The sequence below is a fragment of the Salmonella sp. GDC200615 genome (assembly GCF_050574145.1).
Classification (GTDB): Bacteria; Pseudomonadota; Gammaproteobacteria; order Enterobacterales; family Enterobacteriaceae; genus Salmonella; species Salmonella enterica.
Genome location: NZ_CP192247.1, coordinates 2,579,756 through 2,605,354, shown reverse-complemented (window position 1 = coordinate 2,605,354; position 25,599 = coordinate 2,579,756). Strand labels below are relative to the sequence as shown.

The 25,599-nt window shown below is 48.5% G+C and carries 19 protein-coding genes and 14 pseudogenes; 19 read left to right on the top strand and 14 right to left on the bottom strand.

Annotated elements, in window-relative coordinates; translation table 11 throughout:
• Nucleotides 1-43: 43 nt before the first annotated feature.
• Nucleotides 44-577 carry a superoxide dismutase [Cu-Zn] SodC1 gene (gene sodC1, locus ACQ29O_RS12575; protein WP_000877926.1) on the bottom strand — a complete coding sequence of 178 codons (534 nt, stop codon included), beginning with the start codon at nucleotides 575-577 and terminating at the stop codon, nucleotides 44-46.
• An 89-nt stretch (nucleotides 578-666) separates the two neighbouring features.
• Here sodC1 and ACQ29O_RS12570 point away from each other — a divergent pair, with 89 nt between their 5' ends.
• From ACQ29O_RS12570 to ACQ29O_RS12535, 8 genes and pseudogenes are all read left to right on the top strand, one after another.
• Complete coding sequence (locus ACQ29O_RS12570; protein WP_001152416.1) at nucleotides 667-1,362, top strand: phage minor tail protein L; 696 nt, start codon at nucleotides 667-669, stop codon at nucleotides 1,360-1,362.
• Nucleotides 1,363-1,371: 9 nt separating this feature from the next.
• Nucleotides 1,372-2,103 carry a C40 family peptidase gene (locus tag ACQ29O_RS12565; RefSeq protein WP_000606352.1) on the top strand — a complete coding sequence of 244 codons (732 nt, stop codon included), beginning with the start codon at nucleotides 1,372-1,374 and terminating at the stop codon, nucleotides 2,101-2,103.
• Nucleotides 2,007-2,711: a tail assembly protein gene (locus ACQ29O_RS12560; RefSeq protein ID WP_001576012.1), complete on the top strand. Its 705-nt coding sequence runs from the start codon at nucleotides 2,007-2,009 to the stop codon at nucleotides 2,709-2,711. Before ACQ29O_RS12565 ends, ACQ29O_RS12560 begins: the two co-directional genes overlap by 97 nt.
• A gap of 71 nt (nucleotides 2,712-2,782) precedes the next feature.
• Nucleotides 2,783-5,231 (top strand): annotated as a pseudogene (locus ACQ29O_RS12555) (host specificity protein J).
• 39 nt (nucleotides 5,232-5,270) lie between these two features.
• Nucleotides 5,271-6,134, top strand: coding sequence for a phage tail tip fiber protein (locus tag ACQ29O_RS12550; RefSeq protein ID WP_072100756.1), 864 nt, complete (start codon nucleotides 5,271-5,273; stop codon nucleotides 6,132-6,134).
• A gap of 38 nt (nucleotides 6,135-6,172) precedes the next feature.
• Entirely contained in the window at nucleotides 6,173-6,415 is a 243-nt protein-coding gene (locus ACQ29O_RS12545; RefSeq protein WP_253336263.1) for a hypothetical protein, read from the top strand.
• A 53-nt stretch (nucleotides 6,416-6,468) separates the two neighbouring features.
• A complete protein-coding gene (locus ACQ29O_RS12540; protein WP_045161356.1) occupies nucleotides 6,469-8,667 on the top strand; it encodes a prophage tail fiber N-terminal domain-containing protein in 2,199 nt (732 codons plus the stop codon).
• Nucleotides 8,667-9,236: a tail fiber assembly protein gene (locus ACQ29O_RS12535; protein ID WP_000143173.1), complete on the top strand. Its 570-nt coding sequence runs from the start codon at nucleotides 8,667-8,669 to the stop codon at nucleotides 9,234-9,236. The genes ACQ29O_RS12540 and ACQ29O_RS12535 overlap by 1 nt, the downstream gene beginning before the upstream one ends.
• A 201-nt stretch (nucleotides 9,237-9,437) precedes the next feature.
• Here ACQ29O_RS12535 and sopE read toward each other — a convergent pair whose 3' ends face one another.
• Nucleotides 9,438-10,160 (bottom strand): SPI-1 type III secretion system guanine nucleotide exchange factor SopE, encoded by a 723-nt coding sequence (gene sopE / locus ACQ29O_RS12530; protein ID WP_000161702.1) that lies wholly within the window; start codon nucleotides 10,158-10,160, stop codon nucleotides 9,438-9,440.
• A gap of 209 nt (nucleotides 10,161-10,369) precedes the next feature.
• Here sopE and ACQ29O_RS12525 point away from each other — a divergent pair.
• Nucleotides 10,370-10,611: pseudogene (locus ACQ29O_RS12525) on the top strand (helix-turn-helix domain-containing protein); the annotation flags it as partial.
• Between the two features lie 28 nt (nucleotides 10,612-10,639).
• On the opposite strand, the gene ACQ29O_RS12520 reads toward ACQ29O_RS12525, so the two are convergent.
• The 3 genes and pseudogenes from ACQ29O_RS12520 to ACQ29O_RS12510 all read right to left on the bottom strand — a co-directional run.
• Nucleotides 10,640-11,440, bottom strand: a complete 801-nt coding sequence (locus tag ACQ29O_RS12520; RefSeq protein WP_001536069.1) for a hypothetical protein — start codon at nucleotides 11,438-11,440, stop codon at nucleotides 10,640-10,642.
• Between the two features lie 944 nt (nucleotides 11,441-12,384).
• Nucleotides 12,385-13,307, bottom strand: a pseudogene (locus ACQ29O_RS12515) (tyrosine-type recombinase/integrase); the annotation flags it as partial.
• Nucleotides 13,307-14,032, bottom strand: a pseudogene (locus ACQ29O_RS12510) (exonuclease VIII); the annotation flags it as partial. The pseudogenes ACQ29O_RS12510 and ACQ29O_RS12515, both read right to left, overlap by 1 nt.
• Here ACQ29O_RS12510 and ACQ29O_RS12505 point away from each other — a divergent pair.
• Nucleotides 14,021-14,212: pseudogene (locus ACQ29O_RS12505) on the top strand (glycoside hydrolase family 19 protein); the annotation flags it as partial. The pseudogenes ACQ29O_RS12510 and ACQ29O_RS12505 sit on opposite strands and share 12 nt — an antisense overlap.
• Nucleotides 14,213-14,265: 53 nt before the next feature.
• A pseudogene (locus tag ACQ29O_RS12500) lies at nucleotides 14,266-14,798 on the top strand (DUF2514 domain-containing protein).
• Nucleotides 14,799-15,054: 256 nt separating this feature from the next.
• Here ACQ29O_RS12500 and ACQ29O_RS12495 read toward each other — a convergent pair.
• Both ACQ29O_RS12495 and ACQ29O_RS12490 read right to left on the bottom strand, forming a co-directional pair.
• Complete coding sequence (locus ACQ29O_RS12495) at nucleotides 15,055-15,222, bottom strand: lytic enzyme (protein WP_000789530.1); 168 nt, start codon at nucleotides 15,220-15,222, stop codon at nucleotides 15,055-15,057.
• A 64-nt stretch (nucleotides 15,223-15,286) separates the two neighbouring features.
• Entirely contained in the window at nucleotides 15,287-15,475 is a 189-nt protein-coding gene (locus ACQ29O_RS12490) for a hypothetical protein (protein ID WP_001576014.1), read from the bottom strand.
• Nucleotides 15,476-15,529: 54 nt separating this feature from the next.
• Here ACQ29O_RS12490 and ACQ29O_RS12485 point away from each other — a divergent pair, with 54 nt between their 5' ends.
• The 5 genes and pseudogenes from ACQ29O_RS12485 to ACQ29O_RS12465 form a co-directional block, all read left to right on the top strand.
• A complete protein-coding gene (locus ACQ29O_RS12485) occupies nucleotides 15,530-16,021 on the top strand; it encodes a DUF1441 family protein (protein WP_000348540.1) in 492 nt (163 codons plus the stop codon).
• Nucleotides 16,008-16,575 (top strand): annotated as a pseudogene (locus ACQ29O_RS12480) (phage terminase large subunit family protein); the annotation flags it as partial. The gene ACQ29O_RS12485 and the pseudogene ACQ29O_RS12480, both read left to right, overlap by 14 nt.
• Nucleotides 16,574-17,805: pseudogene (locus ACQ29O_RS12475) on the top strand (tail fiber protein); the annotation flags it as partial. The pseudogenes ACQ29O_RS12480 and ACQ29O_RS12475, both read left to right, overlap by 2 nt.
• Nucleotides 17,797-18,171: pseudogene (locus ACQ29O_RS12470) on the top strand (macro domain-containing protein); the annotation flags it as partial. The pseudogenes ACQ29O_RS12475 and ACQ29O_RS12470, both read left to right, overlap by 9 nt.
• Nucleotides 18,138-18,626, top strand: a pseudogene (locus ACQ29O_RS12465) (tail fiber assembly protein); the annotation flags it as partial. The pseudogenes ACQ29O_RS12470 and ACQ29O_RS12465, both read left to right, overlap by 34 nt.
• Nucleotides 18,627-18,722: 96 nt before the next feature.
• Here ACQ29O_RS12465 and ACQ29O_RS12460 read toward each other — a convergent pair.
• Together ACQ29O_RS12460 and ACQ29O_RS12455 are read right to left on the bottom strand one after the other, a co-directional pair.
• Nucleotides 18,723-18,923 (bottom strand): PagK family vesicle-borne virulence factor, encoded by a 201-nt coding sequence (locus ACQ29O_RS12460; RefSeq protein WP_001576015.1) that lies wholly within the window; start codon nucleotides 18,921-18,923, stop codon nucleotides 18,723-18,725.
• A gap of 377 nt (nucleotides 18,924-19,300) precedes the next feature.
• A pseudogene (locus ACQ29O_RS12455) lies at nucleotides 19,301-19,502 on the bottom strand (IS3 family transposase); the annotation flags it as partial.
• Here ACQ29O_RS12455 and ACQ29O_RS12450 point away from each other — a divergent pair.
• The gene (locus ACQ29O_RS12450) at nucleotides 19,493-19,618 is read left to right on the top strand and encodes a hypothetical protein (RefSeq protein WP_000457876.1); all 126 of its coding nucleotides are present in this window, start codon (nucleotides 19,493-19,495) and stop codon (nucleotides 19,616-19,618) included. The pseudogene ACQ29O_RS12455 and the gene ACQ29O_RS12450 overlap by 10 nt on opposite strands.
• Before the next feature lie 513 nt (nucleotides 19,619-20,131).
• Here the strand turns inward: ACQ29O_RS12450 and ACQ29O_RS12445 are convergent.
• Nucleotides 20,132-20,278: a hypothetical protein gene (locus ACQ29O_RS12445; protein WP_014341103.1), complete on the bottom strand. Its 147-nt coding sequence runs from the start codon at nucleotides 20,276-20,278 to the stop codon at nucleotides 20,132-20,134.
• A gap of 14 nt (nucleotides 20,279-20,292) precedes the next feature.
• Between ACQ29O_RS12445 and ACQ29O_RS12440 the strand changes: the two are divergent.
• Nucleotides 20,293-20,439 (top strand): annotated as a pseudogene (locus ACQ29O_RS12440) (helix-turn-helix domain-containing protein); the annotation flags it as partial.
• A 326-nt stretch (nucleotides 20,440-20,765) separates the two neighbouring features.
• On the opposite strand, the gene ACQ29O_RS12435 reads toward ACQ29O_RS12440, so the two are convergent.
• The 4 genes and pseudogenes from ACQ29O_RS12435 to ACQ29O_RS12420 all read right to left on the bottom strand — a co-directional run.
• Nucleotides 20,766-21,380: a disulfide bond formation protein B gene (locus tag ACQ29O_RS12435; RefSeq protein WP_000848072.1), complete on the bottom strand. Its 615-nt coding sequence runs from the start codon at nucleotides 21,378-21,380 to the stop codon at nucleotides 20,766-20,768.
• A gap of 9 nt (nucleotides 21,381-21,389) precedes the next feature.
• Nucleotides 21,390-21,548, bottom strand: coding sequence for a DUF5993 family protein (locus tag ACQ29O_RS12430; protein WP_000480735.1), 159 nt, complete (start codon nucleotides 21,546-21,548; stop codon nucleotides 21,390-21,392).
• 132 nt (nucleotides 21,549-21,680) lie between these two features.
• Nucleotides 21,681-22,595: a DMT family transporter gene (locus ACQ29O_RS12425; RefSeq protein WP_001233445.1), complete on the bottom strand. Its 915-nt coding sequence runs from the start codon at nucleotides 22,593-22,595 to the stop codon at nucleotides 21,681-21,683.
• Between the two features lie 1,249 nt (nucleotides 22,596-23,844).
• Nucleotides 23,845-24,311 (bottom strand): annotated as a pseudogene (locus ACQ29O_RS12420) (tyrosine-type recombinase/integrase); the annotation flags it as partial.
• A 69-nt stretch (nucleotides 24,312-24,380) separates the two neighbouring features.
• On the opposite strand from ACQ29O_RS12420, the pseudogene ACQ29O_RS12415 reads away from it, so the two are divergent.
• Nucleotides 24,381-25,588: pseudogene (locus ACQ29O_RS12415) on the top strand (IS256 family transposase).
• Nucleotides 25,589-25,599: the final 11 nt, after the last annotated feature.

Below are 25,599 nucleotides of genomic sequence, written 5' to 3'. Positions count from 1 at the left end.
TTTATGGGTAAAACGAAATTATGACGATATGGCTATGTTGCTGTTATTTCTCAATGACACCACAGGCAAAACGTGCACCGCCACCACCCAGTGGAGCAGGTTTATCGGAGTAATTGTCACCGCCTTTATGGATCATCAATGAGTGACCTTTCAGTTCTGACAGTGATTTAAGGCGTGGTGCCAGTAACGGATACGTGGCTGTACCATCTGCATTGACAACCAGTCCAGGCAGATCCCCCAAATGCCCTTTGTCATTATATGGGCCAAGATGTTTCCCGGTTTTTTCGGGGTCAAGATGTCCTCCGGCCATGAGCGCCGGAACCTCTTTACCGTCTTTCATTCCCGGCATACAACTTGGGTTTGTGTGGACATGGAAGCCGTGAATTCCTGGCGTAAGACCATTTAGGTGAGGAGTGAAAAGCAGACCGTAAGGTGTCTCTGAAACTGTGATTTCACCTATGTTTTCTCCTGTTCCGCTGGACAGGGCATCGTTCATCTTTACAGTCAGGGTATTCTCTGCCATTGCTGAACAACTGATGAGCGCACCAGCTACCAGCGACAATATTGTGTATTTCATTAGTTACCTCGTTTTTTGGTTGTATCGTAAATACCATTAATAAAAGCAGGTATATTTTTGCAAGATAAATAATAAAGGATCTCTCATATATGCAGGATATACCACAGGAAACCTTGAGCGAGACCACCAAAGCGGAGCAGTCCGCGAAGGTGGATTTGTGGGAATTTGATTTAACCGCGATTGGCGGTGAGCGCTTTTTCTTCTGTAACGAACCGAACGAAAAAGGCGAGCCGTTAACCTGGCAGGGGAGGCAGTACGAACCGTACCCGATACAGGTACAGGATTTTGAGATGAACGGGAAAGGCGCATCTCCCCGCCCGAACCTCGTTGTTGCCAATCTCTTTGGTCTGGTCACGGGGATGGCGGAGGATTTGCAAAGTCTCGTCGGCGCGTCAGTGGTAAGGCATCAGGTTTACAGCAAGTTTCTTGATGCGGTGAATTTCAGTAACGGCAATCCGGGCGCTGACCCGGAGCAGGAGGCGGTAGCGCGCTATAACGTGGAGCAGTTGTCAGAACTGGATTCATCAACTGCTACCATTATTCTGGCATCACCGGCAGAAACCGACGGTTCTGTGGTGCCGGGGCGTACCATGCTGGCGGACTCCTGTCCGTGGGATTACCGGGATGAAAACTGCGGATACGACGGCCCGCCCGTGGCCGATGAGTTCGATAAGCCCACCTCAGACCCGAAAAAGGATAAATGCAGCCACTGCATGAAAGGCTGTGAAATGCGTAACAATCTGGTGAATGCCGGATTTTTCGCTTCCATCAACAAACTGTCTTAACAGGTTCCCATGATTAACGATGACATTCTGGCACATGCCCGACAGTGTGCGCCTGCGGAATCGTGCGGTTATGTAGTCAGAACAGCACAGGGAGAGCGGTATTTTCCGTGTGAAAATCTGTCTGCTGAACCCACGATGTATTTTCGTATATCCCCGGAGGATTACCTGAATGCCCGGAACCGCGGCGACATCGTGGCGCTGGTACACAGCCATCCTGACGGTAAGCCCTGTCTCAGCAGTGCGGATCGTACCCTCCAGATACAAAGCGGGCTGGACTGGTGGCTGGTCTGTGATAACAGGATACATAAATTCCGCTGCGTGCCACACCTGACCGGGCGGCAGTTTGAGCATGGCGTGACGGACTGCTACACGCTGTTTCGTGATGCCTACCATCTGGCCCGGATTGATATGCCGGATTTCGATAGGGAAGATGACTGGTGGAGTCAGGGTAAAAGCCTCTATCTGGATCACCTGGAGGCGGCGGGATTTTACCGGGTGAATCCGGAGGATGCGCAGCCCGGCGACGTGCTGATTTGCTGTTTTGGTTCACCGACGCCCAATCATGCGGCGATTTACTGCGGCAACGGTGAACTGTTGCACCATATTCCGGAGCAGTTGAGTAAACGAGAGGGGTATAACGACAAATGGCAACGACGGACACACTCAATATGGCGGCACCGGCAATGGTGCGAATCTGCCTTTACGGGGATTTACAACGATTTGGAAAGCGCATCAGCCTAAGCATAAAGACAGCGGCGGAAGGCATACATGCGCTGGCGATACAACTCCCCGGATTCCGGCAGCGAATGAATGAGGGCTGGTATCAGGTCCGGATTGCCGGGAGCGATATGGCGCCGGATACCCTTACTGCCAGACTGAACGAATCGTTACCGCCGGGGGCAGTGGTTCATATTGTACCGCGTATGGCGGGAGCGAAAAACGGTATCTGGCAGGTGGTAGCCGGGGCAGCGCTGATTGGCGCGTCATTTATTCCCGGTCTGAATGCTGTAGCGGCGGCAGTATTGTTTTCCGCAGGAACCAGTATGGCGCTGGGTGGTGTGGCGCAGATGCTGACACCTGTACCCAAAACACCGACGGTGGGTCAGACAGATAACGGGAAACAGAACACGTACTTTTCTTCCCTGGAAAATATGGTGGCCCAGGGGAACCCGGTGCCGGTGTTGTACGGTGAAATGAAAATCGGGTCACGGGTGATATCGCAGATGATGAGTACCCGGGATGAGAGCACGTCGGGAAAAGTTGTGGTGATCGGCTCCCCGTTACAGGCAAACACCACGTCGCGGCAGGACGGCGGGATTACCAGACCGTCTGTCGTCATCCGGCAGTGATAATCATGACAACATGAGCTGATACACATGACCGCCATTACGGCGGTTTTGTTATTTATGGAGCCAGGAGAATGAGCAAAGGTGGAGGGAAGGGGCATACACCACGTGAGGCGAAGGACGATCTGAAGTCCACACAACAACTGAGCGTGATTGATGCCCTCAGTGAGGGACCGATAGTCGGCCCGGTGAACGGTCTGCAGAGCGTGCTGATTAATAACACGCCGGTGGTGGACGCGGACGGTAACAGTAATATTCACGGCGTGACCGTGGTATATCAGGTGGGGGAGACACCACAGGCACCGCTGGAAGGTTTTGAGGCTTCCGGCGCGGAAACGGTGCTGGGTGTGGAAGTGAAACACGATAATCCCGTTACCCGTACTGTTGTCTCAGAGAGTGTCGACCGGCTACGCTTCACCTTTGGTGTACAGATGCTGCAGGAGACCATGGACAAGGGGGACCGTAACCCGTCCTCTGTGAATCTGCTGATACAGTTTCAGCGTAGCGGGATCTGGAACACAGAATTTGATATCACTATTAACGGCAAGATCACAACACAATATCTGGCATCGGTAGTGGCTGATAATTTACCGCCGCGCCCGTTCAGTGTCCGCATGGTCAGGGTGACACCGGACAGCACCACCGACAGGCTTCAGAACAAAACGCTGTGGTCGTCGTATACGGAAATCATCGATATCCGGCAGGGTTATCCTGGCACAGCGGTTGCCGGTCTGCTGGTGGATGCGGAACAGTTCGGCAGCCAGCAGGTCACGCGTAACTACCACCTGCGCGGACGTATTTTTCAGGTCCTCTCAAACTATGACCCGGATACCCGCACATATACCGGCCTGTGGGACGGGGCGTTTAAACCGGCGTACACGAATAACCCGGCGTGGTGCACGATGGATAAACTGACCCACCCCCGTTACGGGCTGGGCAGGCGTATCGGGGGGGCGGATGTGGATAAATGGGCGCTGTACGCCATCGCGCAGTACTGCGATCAACCGGTGCCGGACGGATTTGGCGGCACGGAACCCCGCATGACGCTTAATGCGTATATTACCACCCAGCGTAAGGCGTATGACGTTCTGGCGGATTTCTGCTCGGTGATGCGTTGTATGCCGGTATGGAATGGCCGCAAAATGACCTTCATCCAGGACCGCCCCTCCGATAAAGCATGGACCTACACCAACGGTAACGTGGTGGGCGGGCGCTTTAAATACAGCTTCAGTGCCCTGAAAGACCGCCATAACGCGATAGAAGTGAGATACACCGATCCGCTGAATGGCTGGCAAACCTCCACGGAGCTGGTGGAAGACCATGCCTCACAGGCCCGTTATGGACGCAATCTGCTGAAAATGGACGCGTTCGGCTGTACCTCACGTGGACAGGCGCACCGGACGGGGTTGTGGGTGATGATGACGGAGCTGCTGGAAACGCAGACCGTGGATTTTTCTGTCGGTGCGGAAGGTCTGCGTCATACACCGGGCGATATTATTGAGGTCTGCGACAACGATTACGCCGGGGCGTCGGTCGGTGGGCGTATCACTGACCTGGATATTTCCACCCGCACGCTGACGCTTGACCGGGAAATAACACTACCGGAAAGCGGCGCCACCACGCTGAATATTGTCGGGCCTGACGGTAAGCCGTTCAGTACGGAGATTCAGTCGCAGCCCGCACCGGATCGGGTGGTAACGAAAGTCCTGCCGGAAACCGTGCAGCCATACAGTATCTGGGGGCTGAAACTGCCCTCCCTGAAGCGCCGCCTTTTCCGTTGCGTGCGTATTAAGGAGAATGACGACGGCACATACGCCATCACTGCCTTGCAGCACGTTCCGGAAAAAGAGTCCATCGTGGACAACGGGGCGCACTTTGACCCGTTACCGGGGACCACCAACAGCATTATTCCGCCCGCTGTGCAGCATCTGACAGTCAGCACGGATAACGACAGTACCCTGTATCAGGCCAAAGCGAAGTGGGGCACGCCGCGGGTGGTAAAAGATGTGCGTTTTGTGGTGAGGCTGACCACAGGCAGTGGGAACGAGGGCGATCCGGTTCGTCTGGTGACAACGGCGACGACCAGCGAAACGGAGTACGCCTTCCACGAATTGCCACTGGGTGACTACACGCTGACAGTCAGGGCAATAAACGGTTACGGGCAGCAGGGTGAACCGGCGTCCGTGGCATTCAGTATTCAGGCACCGGAAGCGCCATCCACGATTGAGATGACGCCGGGTTATTTTCAGATAACGGTGACGCCGCACCAGACTGTCTACGATGCCAGTGTGCAGTATGAGTTCTGGTACTCCGCCACGCAACTGGCGACTGCCGCCGATATTCAGTCAAAAGCACAGTATCTGGGCGTCGGGTCATTCTGGATAAAGGATGGACTGAAACCACTGCATGATGCTTGGTTTTACGTGCGCAGTGTAAATCTGGCTGGAAAATCAGTATTTGCGGAAGCATCCGGACGTCCGGGGGATGACGCGAAAGGGTATCTGGATTTTTTTAAGGGACTGATTACGGAGACGTATCTTGGTACGGAGTTGCTGAAAAAAAATTGACCTGACGGAGGATAACGCCAGCAAACTGCAACAATTTTCGAAGGAGTGGCAGGACGCTAACGATAAATGGAGCGCCACGTGGGGCGTCAAAATAGAGCAGACCAAAGACGGCAAATATTATGTGGCCGGACTTGGACTGAGCATGGAAGACACGCCTGACGGGAAGATAAGCCAGTTCCTGGTGGCGGCGGATCGCATTGCTTATATTAACCCGGCAAACGGAAACGAGACGCCCGGATTCGTCATGCAGGGCGACCAGATAATCATGAATGAGGCGTTCCTGAAATACCTGAGCGCGCCGACCATTACCAGTGGCGGGAATCCTCCGGCATTTTCCCTGACGCCGGATGGAAAGCTGACTGCGAAAAATGCGGATATCAGCGGCCATATCAACGCTGTATCTGGCTCGTTTACGGGAGAAATCAATGCCACCTCCGGTAAGTTTTCTGGCGTGATAGAAGCAAGAGAGTTTGTCGGTGATATCTGCGGCTCAAAAGTCATGCAGGGCGTGAGCATCAGGGCGACGAACGACGAACGCAGCACCTCAACACGGTATACCGACAGCGCCACCTATCAGATAGGGAAAACCATCACGGTGATGGCTAACTGTGAGCGTAACGGTGGCACCGGTGCCATCACCGTCACGATAAATATTAACGGCCAGGTGAAAACGGCGGAGGTTATGCCGTATACCGCAGGGATTCCGGCCATGTATCAGACCGTCGTCTTTTCGGTCTACACCACTTCACCTGTCGTGGATATCAGCGTCTCTCTGAGGGTCCGTGGGCAGTACACCACGTCTGCTTCCGTCTGGCCGCTGGTGATGGTTTCCCGGTCGGGGAGCAACTTCACAAACTGACCGGATTTCCGGTCCCTTTCGTTTAATGAGGAACAAATATGACTATGTCGCGCGTAATTTCTCTGGCGGCAGGGCTTTCCCTGTCCGTTTTATTTTCCACTTCTGCCGTTGCCGATAACGGAAGAGGAAGCGGCAACAGCAATATTGAAAACCAGACCCGGATTTATACCGGCACCGACCGTGGGCAGAAACAGCACCGCGAGGCAAAGGGAAAAAAAATCACGCGGAGCGTCCAGTGTTCTCTGCCGGCATATTTACGTGACCCGGATAATCAGTGCTGAGATGTGAATGAATCTGAAGCCTGGCTGCGGGCGGGCTTTTTTATGGAGGCAATATGCCAGTACTTATTTCCGGCGTACTGAAAGATGGTACGGGAACGCCGGTACAGAACTGCACCATTCAGCTGAAGGCCTGCCGGACCAGTACGACGGTGGTCGTGAATACGGTGGCATCAGAAAATCCGGATGACGCCGGGCGCTACAGCATGGATGTGGAGCAGGGGCAGTACACTGTCACGCTCCTGGTGGACGGGTATCCCCCGTCACATGCCGGAGTTATTACGGTTTACGATGATTCAAAGCCGGGCACCCTGAATGATTTTCTGGGGGCCATGACGGAAGACGACGTCCGCCCGGAGGCGCTGCGGCGTTTTGAGGCGATGGTGGAAGAAGTTGCCCGCCAGGCATCGGAGGCATCGCGGAATGCCACCGCCGCAGGGCAGGCATCTGAACAGGCGCAGACATCAGCAGGTCAGGCATCGGAAAGCGCCACGGCAGCAGTGAATGCAGCCGGAGCGGCAGAAGCATCAGCCACACAGGCAGCCTCATCCGCAGCATCTGCGGAGAGCAGCGCAGGTACGGCGACTACAAAAGCCGGGAAGGCATCAGCCAGCGCGGCGTCGGCTGACACAGCCAGAGCGGCGGCAGCCGCATCGGCAGCCGCAGCGAAAACATCTGAGACAAATGCAGCAACGTCAGCAAGTACAGCAGCGGCCAGCGCAACAGCCTCCTCGTCATCAGAATCGGAGGCATCCACTCACGCCGCCGCATCTGATACCAGCGCATCACTGGCGGCGCAAAGCAGTACTGCTGCCGGAGCAGCAGCCACCAGAGCAGAAGATGCCGCAAAACGGGCAGAAGATATCGCGGACGTGATTTCCCTGGAAGATGCCAGCCTGACGAAAAAAGGTATCGTTAAGTTAAGCAGCGCCACGGACAGTGACAGCGAAGCGCTGGCAGCCACGCCAAAGGCGGTAAAAACCGTTATGGGTGAGGTGCAGGCTAAAGCCCCGCTGGACAGTCCGGCACTGACTGGTACGCCAACAGCACCAACTCCGGAAACCACAGCTGCAGGTATTGAAATTGCCACGGCAGCGTTTGTGGCTGCGAAAGTAGCACAGTTGGTTGGTTCTGCGCCGGAAACGCTGAAAGAACTGGCTGACGCGCTGGGTAACGATCCGAACTTTGCCACCACTGTACTGAATAAACTGGCGGGCAAGCAGCCGCTGGACGATACACTGACGGCGCTGTCAGGAAAAAGCGTTGACGGTCTTATCGAATACGTTGGTTTACGGGAAACCATAAATCACGCCGCCGATGCATTACTAAAATCACAGAACGGTGGCGATATTCCGGAAAAGCCGCTGTTTGTACAAAATATCGGAGCGCTCCCTGCATCAGGTACGGCTGTTGCAGCGAACAGACTGGCATCACGCGGCGCGCTTCCGGCACTGACTGGTACGACAAGAGGCAGCGATAGCGGCCTGATAATGGGCGAGGTTTACAACAATGGCTATCCGACGCAATACGGAAATATTTTACGTCTGACCGGAACCGGTGATGGGGAAATCCTCATTGGCTGGAGCGGGACAAATGGTGCGCCAGCGCCCGCATATATTCGCAGCCATCGAGATACCGCCGATGCTGAGTGGTCCGAATGGGCAATGCTTTACACCACACTAAACCCACCTCCGGATTCGCATCCAGTAGGGGCGGCGATTGCATGGCCATCTGATGCTACTCCGGCAGGTTACGCTCTGATGCAGGGGCAGTCCTTCGATAAATCTGCTTACCCGTTACTGGCTATAGCGTATCCGTCCGGCGTTATCCCTGACATGAGAGGCTGGACAATAAAGGGTAAGCCCATCAGTGGACGTGCCGTATTGTCGCAAGAAATGGACGGCAATAAATCGCACTCGCACACCGCGCGGGCGCAGGATACTGACTTAGGGACAAAATCTACCTCATCCTTTGATTACGGCACGAAATCGACCAATACCACGGGCAATCATACTCACCAGTTCGGCGGTTATATCAATTCATACTGGGGAGATTCCAATCACACCTCATTTCAGCCTGGAGGTGGTGCATGGACACAGGCCGCTGGCGACCATGCACATACAGTTTATATCGGAGGACATGAGCACACCATGTATATCGGTCCACACGGACACGTCGTTATTGTGGACGCAGACGGTAATGCGGAAACCACGGTTAAAAATATTGCATTTAACTACATAGTGAGGCTGGCATAATGACTTTTAAAATGAGCGAACAGGCGCAGACAATTAAAATTTTTAATCTTCGTTCAGATACAAACGAATTTATTGGCGCAGGTGATGCATATATCCCGCCGCACACTGGATTACCGGCAAACTGTACTGATATCGCCCCTCCTGATATTCCCTCCAGTCATATTGCTGTATTTGACGCTGAAACCCAAACATGGAGTCTGCAGGAGGATCACCGCGGCGAGACGGTTTACGACACAACAACCGGCAATCAGGTTTATATCTCCGAACTCGGCCCGTTGCCCGAAAACGTCACATCAGTTTCACCAGACGGTGAATACCAGAAATGGGATGGTAAGGCGTGGGTGAAGGATGAAGCGGCTGAAAAAGCAGCGCAGCTTCGTCAGGCGGAAGAAACCAAAAGCAGGCTCCTGCAAATGGCATCTGAAAAAATCGCGCCGCTTCAGGATGCGGTTGATCTTGGACTCGCAACAGATGATGAGAAAGCGCAGCTCGACGAATGGAAAAAATACAGGGTGCTGGTAAACCGGGTGGATACCTTAAATCCTGACTGGCCGGAGAAACCATCTTAGTTATAAAAATATAGCTATGTAGTAGAGATTGCTGCTATATGTTATATAGCAGCAATGGCTATTATTTTGATGGTTGAGAGTATAATTTTAGCACTGGTAAATGACGGTTTAGCTCCAGAGTTAGTTCCTGGGAAAAATTATGGATACTATTGGTTCATATTAATCAGGAAGAGGCTCGCATATTTTTTGGTGTTTCTGTGTTCAGGGAGTGTTTGGGATATATTTATTAGCAATGTTTTCTAGTATTTGTTGGAATTGCTGTGGAGTCGGCATAGCACACTCATTAAACAGCGGTACAACTTCTGTCATAATGATCTTCTCCGCATAGATGTTAAAGGATGCCTTCTGATGTTGACTGGTAAACATATGTGGATACTTACTGTATGCTGATGTAATCAACGGAGTTATAAAAGGATTGGCTCCTGCGCCGCTTGGCGTAAAAACGTCATTCTTGGTTGCTCCGGGCAGACCTGCATTTTGCGCAGCCTCGCCAATTTCCTTAAGAAAAGGCGCTATGTCGATTCCTTTGCTGATGAGCAAGTTACAATACTGATCTTTATACTTGCTGTAAACTGCCGATAGTATAGCTTCACGGGTCTGGCTGGCGTATGCGGGGTCTTTACTCGCGCTACCTCTAATATCTATATCATGGAGCGTTTGAAGCATAAAGTTTTTAACGACTTTATTTGTCAACACTGCCCGGCCCTCAGATGCGCTTCCTCGGTGAAAGTGTGTTGCAGAAGATTCAGTGTTCTTATGCGAAATAAAACGTTCCGATAATTTTGAATTTAATTTGATGAAGTGATTTTTTACTGCGAGAATACTTTTTGCTAAAGAATTTTTCTCGGTTGATTTTTCTTTTAGTGGTGTGGTTTCCTGTTTTTGGATTCTAAAGTTATGGGGAAATAAAGTTATTTTTGTCACGGTAATGCTCCTTTTATATGTACATAACTCATTTATATATAGATAGCAGGAATACTTTTATTTTTTATAGCAAATGCTATGTCCATCTGATTGATGAATTAGAAAAAATCGGCTGATTAGATTAATGCTCAAATAGTACTATTTTTATTTTCCAGAAACTTTCAAAAAATGTCCTTTTCGCTCAGGAGGAGCCTTGCTGTTCTGGCATTGAAATGGAGCGTGAGATGATCGTTGAGCGTACCAGCGCCGGGCTGGCAGCGGCAAGGGAGCAGGGGCAAATTGGTGGCCGACGGCCGAAACTAACAACGGAACAATGGGCGCAGCCGGGCGCCTCATTAGGGCCGGAGTACCGTGACAGCAGGTAGCGATTATTTATGATGTTGGCGTTTCGACGTTGTACAGAAAATTTCCGGCGAGTAACATGCCTTTGATGCCATTCATGGGAAAATAACACTCCTTTAATCAGCCATAAGAGTTAATTATATAAACTTAAATGGATTTGTTAATTGAATTTCATCAAGATTAACTCTATATAAAAGATTTATTGTCTTTGTTATGGCGTCTATATATTCTGCGCTATTCATTATAGCAGTGTATTTATCGTATGCTTCGAAGCAATGATTTTCATTGATATATTCACTGCTATTGTTTTTATAAATTTCATATGACTCTTCCTTTTTGAAAATGCGCGCATCCAGCCAAGGGTCAAGTATATATTCCGATATTCCTTTTGAATCAGTAAAAGTCAAAAAAACGACCACATGATTCCCTCCTGACGCGCTATTATACATAAGGGATGTGCTTATTCTGGCATCAAATACATTATTTTTCGAAAATCCTATTCCGGTTAGTCTTTGTGGTATATATTTTGCAATAATCGCACCTAAAATTAGCGACATATCAGCACAGTTCCCTGTGTTATATTTTATTGAATCAATGGAAGAATATATTAGACTCAGAGATATTGGGTTTTCTGGTCTTTCAGCCATAGCTCTGTCAAAAGAGTTTGCTTTTATAGTTTGCAGAAATTTCTTGTGATGTTCTCTTTGTAAATTAAGAGCGTCGTATTTTTCCTGCGTATCAATTTTAAGCCTGTCAATTTGCATAGCATCATAACTGTCCGATTTCTTTATTATTGTTCTGACAAAAACGGTACATTCTGAAGCAGCATTAATAATACAGGAGGATAAATCAACTGAAGTACTCTGTTGGTTGTTACAGGCGCTCACTCCAGTTGTGTCGAATTTTTCTGTAGCTACATGTCCAACATTTATAATCAATTACATTTCCCTGTATTCAAAATTAAGCGATATTCTTATGTCACGACAACCTAACAGGGACTGACTACAAAGATCTTTAAAGAAACGTTCATTATTGTATCTATTGATGAACTCCCTTCAGATTTAGAGGTTGTGCCCATGGTCGAAAAGCTCCTCTACGCTCATATACTTAACTTATCGGGGACATGGTAGGTTAGGATGTGAAAACACAGGGACAGTTACTGTCACTGCGAAGGCAGCAATAAGGAGGCCTATCCTGTACGAACTGTGGAAAACTATATCTTGTTCACGATCACCTGCATCGTTGACGATGCGCGATCCTGGAGGTTTGACGACTGCCCGGTATGATCGGTGCCGCAGCCACGTCGTATGCAGGAACGGCCTGCGGCAAACTGGCGATCGTTCGATAGTGCGAATATTGAATGGTTGCCAGTCGCGGCGGATTCTACTGGTTAAGAATGGCTAATCAATGTGTTTAATCTGAAACCAGGCATCTGTTCAACTTTTCGTGATCGCTTTTGTTGGCATCACTATTAAGCCTTCGTCTACATGGGCATTTGGCATCGGGAGGCCACCAGTGGAAGAGGTCGAGTGATATATTGGGCAGTGAGTTTGATTGGTCGGGGGATTTATACGCAAAATGGTTCGAAATATGTCAGAATTAAAACGTAAAAAGTGATAACTAATTGAATCTATTAGAATCAAAAATAACGTATTCTAATCGTTAAAATCACTTAATTAATATGTAACATTGTGAATTTAAAGAGAAAGATCAATTGTTGCCGTAAACAGGAATCGTATTCGGTCTCTTTTTATTTGGATTATAAATCAATGGGTTATGTGTTTCCCCTCGAAATTCCTCGAAATTTCCTCGAATTTCTGTATTCCGGTCTTTTTGGTTATATCACATCCAAATCCAGTTTAACATTTCTTTTACAACAAAATCAGAGCATCACGTAAGCTTTATTATCGCGTTCATCGAGATAGAGTTTCGTGGTGTTCTCTGAGGTGTGGCCCAGGAGTTTTTGAGCGAATTCCTCGCCGCGTTCGTCTTTGTACAACCGCCCGAGCAGGCTACGGATCTCGTGAAATGTCGGTGGGTTATCACTACATTTAACGTCTGAAATTTTTCTGGCTTTTACAAATTTCTTTGTCAGCCCATCCGGGTGAATATTCCCGGTCGGGCTATTTTTCCTGATTCCGGCACTGATCATGAAATCGGTTCTGCTTACCAGTCGGCAGCGATCGATAACCGTCCCGGACGTAACCCTGGCGCCTGAAGGGTCAGGGATAGGGGGAATGCTATCTTCATTCCTGTCTTTATCTGGGTTACGTGTAGGCGACCATCAACGATATCACTAAACTTCATGTTAACTATATCCTCACGGCGTTGGCCAGTAACCAGCGCGAGATCCATCGCAAGAGGAAACCACACAGGCAGATATTCTGCCGCCGTCCGCGTGGCGTTATATGTTTCCAGTTGCAGGCGTTCCCTGGCAACCTTAATTTCAGGTGCTCGGGTTGGCTCAACCGGATTCGTTGTTATTCTTCCTTCCACAATTGCCTCACGAAACATGTCAGATAGTACAGACCTCATCGCCCCCGCCATCGTGTTTTTACCTTCCGCGATCCATGACTCCAGAAACTCAGCAATATGCCGCGTGGTCACCTCTGCCAGTATCATTTCCCCCATTTTTTCGCGTACGGTCGCTAATTGATTACTGCGAATCTTGTAGGTATTAACCGACAGACTCCGGCGCTGTAATAAAACCTCATAGCGATCAATCCATGCGGACACAGTGAATGAGTCCGTTCCTTTTAGTTTTTCAATAAGCGCCACTGGCGTGTGGTTTTGCGCTATGAAGTTGTACCTGATCCACCGTCCGTTGTAATTTCCTGTCCTGTATCGCCAGCCGTTTCCTGCTGGTTGCTCTCTTTCGGCGTTTCTCCATCTCTTTCTGTTCTGGCTTCCGTTTTTTCGGTCTGGTTTGAGGGGGGCGGGAATAGCGCTGATACATCGAAAGTCCCGTCCGCGTTTCTGGTGACAGCCTCCGGCTCTGCTGCTGGTTGTTTTTCCTCCTGCACCACTTCTTCTTTTTCACCCTGATTTGAGGCGCTGTAATTGTTATGAACCCACTTCGGATCGTTCGGGTCGCTGATGCCTTCGACATATTCACCGCGCGCGGCTGCCAGTTGTTTACCAACATCAACCGGGTTTTTGGGTAGAATGTTTTTACGTGCTTCGTGCAGTTCTGCCCGTATTTTCTGGTAGCCTGCTTCTGTCTGGCTTACAGGTGGTTCATTCTCCAGCGGCTGTGGGTCCGGATGATGTTCAGTTGTGTCCTGTTCCACTGCTTCAGGCGTTGCTGGTTCATCTGCCAGTTCGCCTGTCGGTTGCGGTTTTTCTTCATCACACTGAAATCTCCCTGCCTCAATATCCCGCAGACATTTGCCCGCCTGACGAAGCCTTGCTGCATTTTCTTCATGGGTTGTTGGGGTGTTATCAGGCACATATTCGTACCAGTCCGGATCGCGAACGCCATGAACGGCAAGAAAGCTTTCGCACCACGTTCGGCGAAGATCAGGATTACCGGGCTGGAGAATTACACCAGATGTGGCGTTGCACTGAAACTGGATCTAGTGGCGAATCCAGGACAGCTTGAGCTAGAACGTCATGCCGCCCGATCCGCAGCGTGGCTTTTTGTGACTAAAGGGTGTCTGAAATATTCCGGCGACCTGGTACGTGTTACGCAGATCATCAACGGAGGGTAGAACGGCATCGGTGATCGGCGGGAGCGCTTTGAGAAAGCAAAATCGGTGCTGGTATGAATCTGTTATCTGCTCTTCTGAAAAGATACTGGTTGCAGCTGGTGTTTATTTTGCTGATGGCTGGTGCGTTTATCGCCGGTAATGTCTGGAGTGACAGGGGCTGGCAAAAAAATGGGCAGATCGCGACAGCGCTGAATCCTCTCAGGAAGTCAACGCCCAGACCGCCGCCCGTATTATTGAACAGGGCCGCGTTATTGCCCGTGATGAGGCTGTGAAAGATGCACAAGCGCAAGCCGCTAAATCTGCTGCCACTGCTGCTGGCCTGTCTGCCACTGTTAGCCAGCTGCGTACCGAAGCAAAAAAACTTGCCACCCGCCTGGACGCCGCAAAGCACACCGCAAATCTTGCCGCTGCCGTCAGAAGCAAAACAACCAACGCCGACGCCAGAATGCTTGCCAACATGCTCGGAGATATTGCAGAAGAAGCTAAACATTATGCTGGAATCGCTGACGAGCGCTACCGGGCAGGAATGACGTGTGAACGAGTATATGATTCGGTGAGAGAGTCAAATAATTACAGGAGGCATTGAAACTCCCCCTGTAATATTGCTGTAAAAAAGTGACTACATATCATCAGATGGAACCAGATGAATAAGAACAGGTTTTTCACCAGATGAAACTGATAAGTACTCACTCAGTTTTGATATAGCTGAAATCTGTCTGAATAACCTGTCGGGGTGCTGGAATAACAACTTTCCGGAAATTCTTCTGCAATGGATTTTACTTTTAGTGACCATTCGCCTCCTTATCTGTAGAGGTGGGTAACGAATTTAAAAAGCATTCTGCTTACTTAGGGGGAACATCCTGATGACTGCCTGCAATATTGCAAATTCCATTTTCATTGTATGAACCACCTGAATCAAGGCACTCATCTTCCATCAGGAATTTCTGCGACCACATACCTGCATAAAAAACGATAATAATGGCTACGATAATAGTGATGATGTTTTTCATTTATGTTCTCTGTGTGTTGTTATTGAAAATGATAATCAATATCGAAAAATGAAATAAATAATCATTAAGTGGTAGTTGTTGATAATTGTTCGTATTTTAAAAAGGTACTCCCGGCGGGGCGGTCTGCCACGGGGCGGCAGCGGCGCGGGATTTGGCGCATTTTTGATTTTTCATGCATCATCATCATGTTGTAACTCTCTGTTTTAATGTCATTTATTTTTAAAAGATGATGGTTTGTATGTTTTTTGTTCATTATATTTTGTTTTTCCGGGGGAAGGCGCGCTAAGAAACAGCCCCAGAGGTAAAAATGGACGGCGAACTGAAGAACCTCAAATGCAATATCTGTCAGCTTGCCGCTATTACAGGGTTACATCGACAGACGGTTGTCAGTCGCCTCTCGGGCGTTCCCCTGGCACCGGGAAGCAATGAAAAAAACAAGCTGTATCTCCTGACGGATGTGATCCGCGTACTGATGGAAACGCCCGTTTCCCAGGCTGCTGAACATCAGGACCCGAATAAAATGACTCCAAAAGAGCGTAAGAACTGGTTTGACTCCGAAAAGGGGCGTTTCTGGCTGGAAAAAGAGATGAAGCAGGTCGTCCCGTTGCCGGAAGTCCGTCAACAAATGGCGGCGATAGTCAAGGCCATTACGCAGGTACTTGAAGTCTGGTCGGATAAACTGGAAAGGGATAAGGGATGGTCTGCGGATCTGCTAAACGAGGCCCAGGATGTGGTGGATGAGGCCAGAATACTGTTAGTTAAGGCAATACAGGAGACCGCAGACGATGACGGGGAATAAATATGGCTCCGCAGCGGCAGTACGCCGGGAGGTTGCTGAATATCTCAGGCCTCCACGCAGAATGCCGGTAGCGGAAGGAATAAAACAATTTATGTTTGTTCCCCGCGGTGCCAATACGGCGGTTCCTTGGGATGACACGTTAGCGTCTCAGTCCTTCCCGAAATGACAACAACGTCCACGATAAAATGTTTCGTGATGGTTCATTCCTGCAAATTGGCTGGCCGTCCATAACCGTTTTTTCTTCGTCGGATTACAAGCGGGTGGCGCTGACCGACTATGACCGTTTCCCTGAAGATATCGATGGCGAGGGAGATGGTTTTTCCCTGGCATCCAAACGTACCACCACCTTTATGTCTGCGGGGATGACACCGGCAGAGAGTTCGCCTGGTCGGGAAATCACCGATGTGAAATGGCGGCGTTCTTCGCCGCACGAGGCCCCACCCACGACAGGCATTCTTTCTCTTTATAACCGGGGCGATCGCCGTCGGTGGTACTGGCCCTGTCCACACTGCGGCGACTGGTTCCAGTCCGCGATGGAAAACATGGTGGGGTATGGGTGAGGTACAGACCAAAGCCCCGCTGGACAGTCTGGCACTGACCGGTACGCCAACGGCACCAATGCCGGAAACCACAGCTGCAGGTATTGAAATTGCCACGGCAGCGTTTATGGCTGCGAAAGTGGCGCAGTTGGTTGGTTCTGCGCCGGAAGCGCTGGACACCCTGCAGGAACTGGCTGACGCGTTGGGAAACGATCCGAACTTTGCCATCACGGTACTGAATAAACTGGCGGGCAAGCAGCCGCTGGACGAAACCCTGACGGCGCTGTCAGGAAAAAGCGCTGATGGTTTTATCGAATACGTTGGTTTACGGGAAACGATAAATCACGCCGCCGATGCGTTACATAAATCACAGAACGGTGGCGATATTCCGGAAAAGCCGCTGTTTGTACAAAATATCGGAGCGCTCCCTGCATCAGGTACGGCTGTTGCAGCGAACAGACTGGCATCACGCGGCGGGCTTCCGGCACTGACTGGTACGACAAGAGGCAGTGATAGCGGCCTGATAATGGGCGAGGTTTACAATAACGGTTACCCAACGCAATACGGGAGTATTTTGCGTCTGACCGGAACCGGTGATGGAGAGTATTAATCGGATGGAGTGGGGTTAATGGTGCTCCTGCACCTGCATATATTCGCAGCCATCGAGATACCGCCGACGCTGAGTGGTCAGAATGGGCGATGTTCTACACCTCACTAAATCCGCCACCGGATTCGTATCCAGTAGGTGCGGCGATAGCATGGCCGTCTGATGCTACTCCGGCAGGTTACGCTCTGATGCAGGGGCAATCGTTTGATAAATCTGCTTACCCGTTACTGGCTATAGCGTATCCGTCCGGCATTATCCCTGACATGTGAGGCTGGACAATCAAAGGTAAACCCGCCAGTGGGCGAGCTGTACTTTCTCAGGAGATGGACGGCAACAAATCGCACTCGTACACCGCGCGGGCGCAGGATATCGACTTAGGGACAAAAACTACCTCATCCTTTGATTACGGCACGAAATCGACCAATACCACGGGCAATCATACTAACCAGTTCGGCGGTTATATCAACTCATACTGGGGAGATTCCAATCACACTTCATTTCAGCTAGGAGGTGGTGCGTGGACACAGGCCGCTGGCGACCATGCGCATACAGTTTATATCGGAGGACACGAGCACACCATGTATATCGGTCCACACGGACACGTCGTTATTGTGGTCGCAGACGGTAATGCGGAAACCTTTGGTCTTATGGACGGCGGTGTGGATGCTGCTATTACGGCATATTTCGGGTCGCAATTACAGGAACGGGTACAGCAAAATATCATCCGTGAATACCTGGGGGAACAGCCCGTCGGCACCGCCTTTGTTATTGAAACGGGTAACAGTAAACATCCGTGGCTGGTTCACGCCCCGACGATGCGCGTTCCGCTGATTATTGACGGCACCGACGCGGTTTATAATGCAACACGGGCTGCGTTACTGGCAATTTTTCAGCACAATAAAAGCGCCGGAGAAGACCGGAAAATTACATCTGTTGCATTACCTGCAATGGAGGCCGGATGTGGTCAGGTCCCCCCGGACAGCGTCGCCCGGCAAATTGTACTGATATAGCCCCTCCTGATATTCCCTCCAGTCATATTGCTGTTTTTGACGCTGAAACCCAAACGTGGAGTCTGCAGGAGGATCACCGCGGCGAGACGGTTTACGACACAACAACCGGCAATCAGGTTTATATCTCCGATCTTGGTCCGCTACCTGAAAACGTCACATCAGTTTCACCAGGTGGTGGATACAAAAAATGGGATAGTAAGGCTCAGGTCTGGATGAATGATGAAGCTGCGGAGGCCGCAGCCAGACTTCGTGAAGCTGAAGGAACGAAAAACAGACTCCTGCAAATAACGTCTGAAAAAATCGCGCCGTTACAGGATGCAGTGGATCTGGACGAAGCAACCAATAAAGAAAAAGCTTCTCTTCTGGCATGGAGAAAGTACCGGGTACAGGTAAACCGTGTTGATACTTTAAAGCCTGTCTGGCCGGAGAAACCAGCCAGTAGTTTATAATTTGTCAGGAAAGCTCAGGCCTTATTTATAGCAAATATGAAGAAGGCCTGTCTGTCATAACTGATATGGTTACTGGTTAGTATATTAAATTTATACTCAATAACCTCTACACATTTTAAACCAATCTTCAGGGAAGGGTATGCCAGCAGGCCAAAGAGTACACCACTTTTGAGGAATTGTCTTAATTGTTTCTTCTTTTTTATGATCTTGAGAGTCTGCCGCTATTGTAAGAGCAGAATATAGTGAAGATGGTAATATTAAAACCATTGCTAAAAATACGCTCTTAACGTGTTTCATAATATGTTACCTGTTAAATTGTGGCACACTATCCTTACGGTTACAGCATCCTTTACTATAGATATTAAACGTTATTCATTACCATCAGGTGAGTAAATAAAAACCATTTATAAAATATTTAACTTAAATAAAAATGATAAGCACTATTATATTTTATTTTCAATGTAAATTAATTCATGTGAAAGTGATTTCATGTGCTTTTCAAATCATGGCTGGCTCGCCCCCCCGGAGGAACAGGCCAGTTAACATTATCAGGAGTGTTTGTTATATCAATCAACTTCACTTCATTCTTGTAAGCCAGCCACACTAACAGTTTTGATCCTGTCCGCGTATTGTGGATACAGCCTTAAGCGAGGTTCTGGTTTTCAAATTGTTCCGGACTGAGATCGCCGCAGACCCTGACGGCGCAGGCTGGACGCTATCGTTTTTACATTGTACCTCAGGCCCTAGGTTCACTTCCTCAGCAAGCCGGGGAGCACCGTAGCGCTGTTTTGCCTGGCTGAAGGCCTCTCTTACGACATTGTCGCAGTCCTGCCGGAACTGCTGGTGGGTATTAACGACTGTGCGCCTTGTTTGCCAATGCCGATTCCGAACTCATTCTGACGCCGATCATCATTGCCGTGTTGCTCGCGCCTGGTTTCAGCAAAAGCACCACGCTGGCTATACTGCATTTCTTTTTCCGCAGGGAGAAGTGAGTAAATGAGTATGGAAATGGAGCTTTCCCTATAATGGCGGCTGAAGCTAATCATGTGTCATGTATTGCAAATGTCAAAGTGATAAATAAAGTTTCAACAGTCTGTGTTTTTTGTGAAAACGACTCGCTATGGTGCTAACCCTATATGAGGGACTGATTGAACACCAGATATATCCCGGCTTATTTAATACTGCTTACTATGAGGGTAATAATATGTTTTCTCTTATTAAATCACGTAAAGTTTTATTCATAACAACTCTTCTGCTGTTGTCGTCTGCTGCCCAGCCAGCGTTCGCTCTGGGGTGCTTAGGGGACGGTGGTAGCACTAAAGAATGTGCAGAGGTTTGTTCCCTGGCGGCAGGTTTAGGCCCCCTTGGTTTTCTCATTTGCTTTTAATGTCTGAGAAGTGGTTATCCTGAGCCTTTCCTGTTCATGTAGTGAAGGCCCATCCAGAACATCATATTTAAACTATCGTAATGGAACAAAGAGTTACTTTAAAGAGCTCTTTGTTCCTTTAACCTTGATGAAGATGCTCAACGTCTGGTTTTACAAATCCGATACAGACAGGATAGCTGCTATGTTTGTTATCCATCTGGAAGGTTATCTGGCTGATAGCATCAAGCGCCAGTTGTGGCCATTGCTTCAGTACCCAGTGTGCCACTACAGTGCCACTACATTGGTGGCCGTAGGCCAAAACTGACGCCGGAGCAATGGGCGCAGGCAGGGTGCCTTATTAGGGCAGGAGTACCGCGACAGCAGGTAGCGATTATTTATGATGCGGGGCTGTCGACGCTGTACAGAAAATTCCCTGTGTTAGGGTAATGCAGTATTTCCACGGTGCGTGCCACCCAAATATGTGCTGTGGATGCTTTATAGGGTGTGCCATTTTTGTGTCAAACATGGTGAAGCATCATTCTATTTCTAACATCATGTGCCATTGAGTTGAGCAATGTGAATGCGGAAATGTGTATTTGAAACAGTTAGTTAAATGTGATTCTACTAATTCGTAATGCGAAGGTTGTAAGTTTGATTCCTGTTATTGCAACATTTCAATGTTACTGTAACTTCCGTGTTAGCCCATAACCATTCCAATTTCTACAAGACAGGTGCTTGCTATATATTTACCAATCAGTCATTTTAAAAGTGCGTCATAACCGGAGAACTGCCCTCGTCAGGAGGCCTGTTTTCAGAAAGGCAATATCCTGTTTCGACAGTAGCTTATATGTGACCGGGTTAGCAGCACATTCCCCTCCGCCACATTCCAGTACAGTTGAAATAAGGTTGGCAGTAATCAGTAACAGAAATACCCAACCGACAATACTGAACAGGTCCGGATTAATATTCAATGAACGAAATGCAACATTCATGCTACTGATTGCCAGAACCACCGCAACAGCAATAATAATCAGAATTGACGTAATCAGAGTCCAGGTATAAAAGTGTAATCCAAAAAATGCAGAACCATATCCTGTGTCACCGGGCATGATATGCAAACATATTTGCCGGGATGCCATAACTCCGGTCAGGATACTGCCAATAATTACCATCCCGTAATGTATACCTCGTAGACCAAAGCAGAGGTTAAATAAAAAGCCAAAACCGGCGATGATGAGGCCAGCCCGCTGTAATAAGCAAATTGGACAAGGCAGCTCATGCCTGACGAGTTGATAATAAAAGGCTACAACCAGAGCAACGCATATCCCAAGGAGTCCCACCTGATTAATCAGATGAACAAGTGTTGTTGGATGATGATGCGTTTTCATACACACTCCTTAAAATGACAAAGTCAGCGAATTGGTCATATGATGAATGAATGATAAAATAGTGACGATGAGTAAAACGGCCCACAGAATGTAGCTGACTTTATCCTTTCTGTTTATGGCCCCCATTGCCACGCTCAGTGCAAGCAAGAATGGCAGAAACATGAACATAAAAAACTCCTTTATTACATTGCTTGTTAATATAATCGCTGTGTATTACCGGGTCTGTATTCCAGCTTATCCACCCCGCATTAGCCGGAGCTCAGTAAGGCATCAGGAATTATTTGCGTTACTATAAATCGATTATTTCTGTGATGAGTTATCCCGGCATCTGCTGGTTACAGGGATATTTCTGGCGACAAGAGTAAGAAATATCCCGATAACTAATGGTATAATAAGCAGCATTGAGTGTGTTGAAATAGCATATCCATAAATATAGTCTTCCAGACTTACCGCAATCAGCGGAAAGATAAGAAATACAAGCGAAGCCTGGAAGGCATTAGCCTTTTGCTGAAGCGCAAAGTAGCACAGGATACCAAAAACTCCGGCAAAAGCCCCGAGATACAGGGTAGCTAATATTGAGTGTACTGAGAAGGTTGATACTTGTGGTCTTTCAAAAAACCATCCTGTCGCAGAAAGTATCAACCCAGCTAAAAGGCACGGGAGCGCATTAAATGTGATAACAGAGACAGTACAACTTCTTTTCTTACATTGTGTATATATTATGGCATGGATTAACACAGCAGAAATAAGCGCAGTGATACCCTGCCAGTGACTCTCTGTACTTGTATTCGTTTCTTCAAGAAGTATCCCCGTCAATGCAGTGATTGCGATAGTTAAGCCCGCGATCTGCATTAGTTTCGCTTTTTCATTTAGAAACAAAACCGATGCTATCAAAACGGCCACAGGCATATTCGCAAAGATAATGGCGGCAAGCCCAGAGTTGACATAGGTTTCACCATAAATCATTAGTGAGAAAGGAATGCAAAAATAAAAGATGCATATCACAAACTGGAATAATCGTTGTCCGGGAGGAAACAACAGTGTTTTTTTTCTTAACCATGCAATGATGATTAAAAAAGGTGCTGCAAACATAAACCTCATTCCGGTTGCAAACACTGGAGGGATAGTTTCAACGGCAATTCGCATGGCCAACCATGTAGTCCCCCAAGTCAGTGAAACTAGCATGAATAATATAGATATCGACACCTTGCGCATAAGATCCTCTCCGTAAAAAAATTATTTTAGCTTTTTAGCTAGAAAAAAGTAGCGTTTTCTTCACTGTGTTTTTTATATGTTTAGATAAAAATTTCTCTATCAGAAGACGCAGTTATGCTGAATGAGAAAAATAATAAATGACTCAGGCTGTTACCACACGATTGTCCACTGCGCCTGTAAGACCTGGCAGCAGTTGTCGATTTAATGTCTATTCTTGCTGGAAGGCATAAAACGCCTTGAAGATGAAGAGCTCATCATTAGTCGGGTCCCTTGTTGAGCCAGGACAAGTTTAACTTATCGCTTTCAACCCTTACGATGATAAATGATCTTATCCACCCATAATGGACATACGGCTAAATGAGTAAATTCTCAAGTAAGAGGCAGGATCTGTATCAACCAGTAAGAAGCCCCGGAAACAGCACCGGCGGAATTCCGTCAGGAAGCTCTGAAACTCGCTGAATGTACGTTGCCCGCCAACGATTGTTAATCAGCGCCATAGCAAGAATAATTGTTTGTTTCACAAGGAGATAGAAAAAACTATAGCTTTGCGCCGGGGCGGAGGCAGGAGGAGATAACTCGTTGTAATAGAATGTTTTTATATGGCGACCTTAAGAGAAATGCTTTCGCCTCGGTATACCACCCGCTATGAAGACCTGCTTCAGGTTAAGTGGCAGGTTTATCCCGATTTTCACATTCCTGATGTGATGGAACCGCAGCCACATCGTATGCAAGAACGGGCTGCGGCAAGCTGGCGATCGTTCGATAGTGCGAGTATTGAATGGTTGCCAGTTGCGGCGGATTTTACTTGTTCAGGATGACTAACCAATGTGTTTAATCTGAAACTAGCCACCTGTTCAACTTTTCGCGATCGCTTTTGTTGGCATCACTATTAAGCCTTCGTCTACATGGGTATTTGGCATCGGGAGTCCCCCAATGGAAGAGGGGAGTGATGTATTGGGCAGTTAATTTGTTTGGTCGGGGGATTTATACGCAAAATGGCCCGAAATATGTCCGAATTAAAACGTAAAAAGTGATAACTAATTGAATCTATTAGAATCAAAAATAACGTGTTCTAATCGTTAAAATCACTTAATTAATATGTAACATTATGAATTTAAAGAGAAAGATCAATTGTTGCCGTAAACAGGAATCGTATTCTGTCCCTTTTTTCCTTATAAATCAGTTGCTTATGATCAATAATCCAAAATTTCCGAAATTTTCCAGAATTTCTGTATTCCGGGCTTTTTCGTTATATCAGATCCAAATCCAGTTTAACATTTCTTTTACAGCAAAAGCAGAGCATCACGTAAGCTTTATTATCGCGTTCATCGAGATAGAGTTTCGTGGTGTTCTCGGAAGTATGTCCCAGGAGTTTCTGAGCAAACCCTTCCCCGTAAGCATCTTTATATAGTCGTCCGGATAAGCTGCGGATCTCGTGAAATGTCGGTGGGTTATCACTAAATTTATTCCGGTAAATTTTCGTGCCGCAACAAATTTTTTAGTCAGGCTGTCAGGATGAATACTCCCATTCGGGCGGTTTTTGCGTATGCCAGCGCTGATAAGGTATTCGCTACGGCTTACCAGGCGGCAACGATCAATCACCGTACTGAGGCGTAAACCCATGGAAGGAGGGGTGAGCGAAAGTGGCAGAGCGATTTTCATCTCGGTCTTGATTTGCTTAACGTACAGTCGCTCATCAATAATGTGGCTGAACTGAGACTGTAATTAAAATTGTGTAATTGCCTGTTTTTGATATGTTCACTCCAGTAACGGAGACAGGCAATTATGGACGAAAAGAAACTCAAAGCCCTTGTGGTTGAACTGGCTAAAGGCCTTAATACCGAAGCCGACCTCAATCCGTTTTCCCGTATGCTGACGAAATTAACCGTCTAAACGGCGCTCAATGCGGAGCTGGCTGACCACCCCGGGTATGAGAAAAATGCGCCCAAAACAGGCTCAAACACCCGCAATGGCTACTCGTCCAAAACGGTGTTGTGCGATGACGGCGAGATAGAACTGAACACGCCGCGTGACCGTGAAAATACCTTCGAACCGCAGCTGATTAAGAAGCACCAGACGCGCATTACGCAGATGGACAGCCAAATTTTATCCCTCTACGCCAAAGGCATGACTACCCGCGAAATCGTCGCCACCTTCAAAGAGATGTACGACGCCAATGTGTCACCCTCGCTGATATCTAAAGTCACCGACGCCGTAAAAGAGCAGGTCACTGAGAGGCAAAACCGGCAACCGGATGCGCTGTACCCCATTGTTTATATGGACTGCATTGTCGTCAAAGTCCGTCAGAATGGCAGCGTAATCAACAAAGCCGTCTTCCTGGCACTGGGTATCAACACCGAAGGCCAGAAAGAGTTACTGGGTATGTGGCTGGCCGAAAATGAAGGCGAAAAGTTCTGGCTAAGCGTGCTGACGGAGCTGAAAACCCGGGGCGTTCAGGACATCCTGATTGCCTGTGTGGATGGTCTGAAGGGCTTCCCGGATGCGATAAACAGCGTCTTCCCGCAAACCCATATCCAGCTGTGCATTATCCATATGGTGCGTAACAGCCTGAAATACGTAGCCTGGAAAGACTACAAAGCCGTCACCAGCGGCCGGAAGATGGTCTATCAGGCCCCGACCGAAGAGGCGGCACTGATGGCGATGGATGCGTTCGCGAAAGCCCGGGACGATAAATATCCGCAAATCAGCAAAAGCTGGCGTGCGCACTGGGAAAACCTCAATACGCTCTTCAGTTATCCGCCGGATATCCGCAAGGCCATCTACACGACAAACACAATCGAACCCTTGAACAGCGTGATCCGTGCCGCGATTAAGAAACGCAAGGTGTTCCCGACGGATGACTCAGTACGAAAAGTTATTTATCTGGCAATCAAGGATGCGTCAAAAAATGGAGTATGCCGATCCAGAACTGGTGGCTGGCGATGAGCCGTTTTATTATCGAGTTCGGTGACCGCCTGAGCGATCACCTTTAATAACTGGGCAG

What these genes read in the sequence shown, in the direction of transcription:
- ACQ29O_RS12560 (WP_001576012.1), top strand. Translation starts at nt 2,007, where the DNA reads ATGGCAACGACGGACACACTCAATATGGCGGCACCGGCAATGGTGCGA.
- ACQ29O_RS12570 (WP_001152416.1), top strand. Translation starts at nt 667, where the DNA reads ATGCAGGATATACCACAGGAAACCTTGAGCGAGACCACCAAAGCGGAG.
- ACQ29O_RS12545 (WP_253336263.1), top strand. Translation starts at nt 6,173, where the DNA reads ATGACTATGTCGCGCGTAATTTCTCTGGCGGCAGGGCTTTCCCTGTCC.
- sodC1 (WP_000877926.1), bottom strand. Translation starts at nt 577, where the DNA reads ATGAAATACACAATATTGTCGCTGGTAGCTGGTGCGCTCATCAGTTGT.
- ACQ29O_RS12485 (WP_000348540.1), top strand. Translation starts at nt 15,530, where the DNA reads ATGGACGGCGAACTGAAGAACCTCAAATGCAATATCTGTCAGCTTGCC.
- ACQ29O_RS12460 (WP_001576015.1), bottom strand. Translation starts at nt 18,923, where the DNA reads ATGAAACACGTTAAGAGCGTATTTTTAGCAATGGTTTTAATATTACCA.
- ACQ29O_RS12490 (WP_001576014.1), bottom strand. Translation starts at nt 15,475, where the DNA reads ATGAACAAAAAACATACAAACCATCATCTTTTAAAAATAAATGACATT.
- ACQ29O_RS12535 (WP_000143173.1), top strand. Translation starts at nt 8,667, where the DNA reads ATGACTTTTAAAATGAGCGAACAGGCGCAGACAATTAAAATTTTTAAT.
- ACQ29O_RS12495 (WP_000789530.1), bottom strand. Translation starts at nt 15,222, where the DNA reads ATGAAAAACATCATCACTATTATCGTAGCCATTATTATCGTTTTTTAT.
- ACQ29O_RS12425 (WP_001233445.1), bottom strand. Translation starts at nt 22,595, where the DNA reads ATGCGCAAGGTGTCGATATCTATATTATTCATGCTAGTTTCACTGACT.
- ACQ29O_RS12430 (WP_000480735.1), bottom strand. Translation starts at nt 21,548, where the DNA reads ATGTTCATGTTTCTGCCATTCTTGCTTGCACTGAGCGTGGCAATGGGG.
- ACQ29O_RS12435 (WP_000848072.1), bottom strand. Translation starts at nt 21,380, where the DNA reads ATGAAAACGCATCATCATCCAACAACACTTGTTCATCTGATTAATCAG.
- ACQ29O_RS12540 (WP_045161356.1), top strand. Translation starts at nt 6,469, where the DNA reads ATGCCAGTACTTATTTCCGGCGTACTGAAAGATGGTACGGGAACGCCG.
- ACQ29O_RS12565 (WP_000606352.1), top strand. Translation starts at nt 1,372, where the DNA reads ATGATTAACGATGACATTCTGGCACATGCCCGACAGTGTGCGCCTGCG.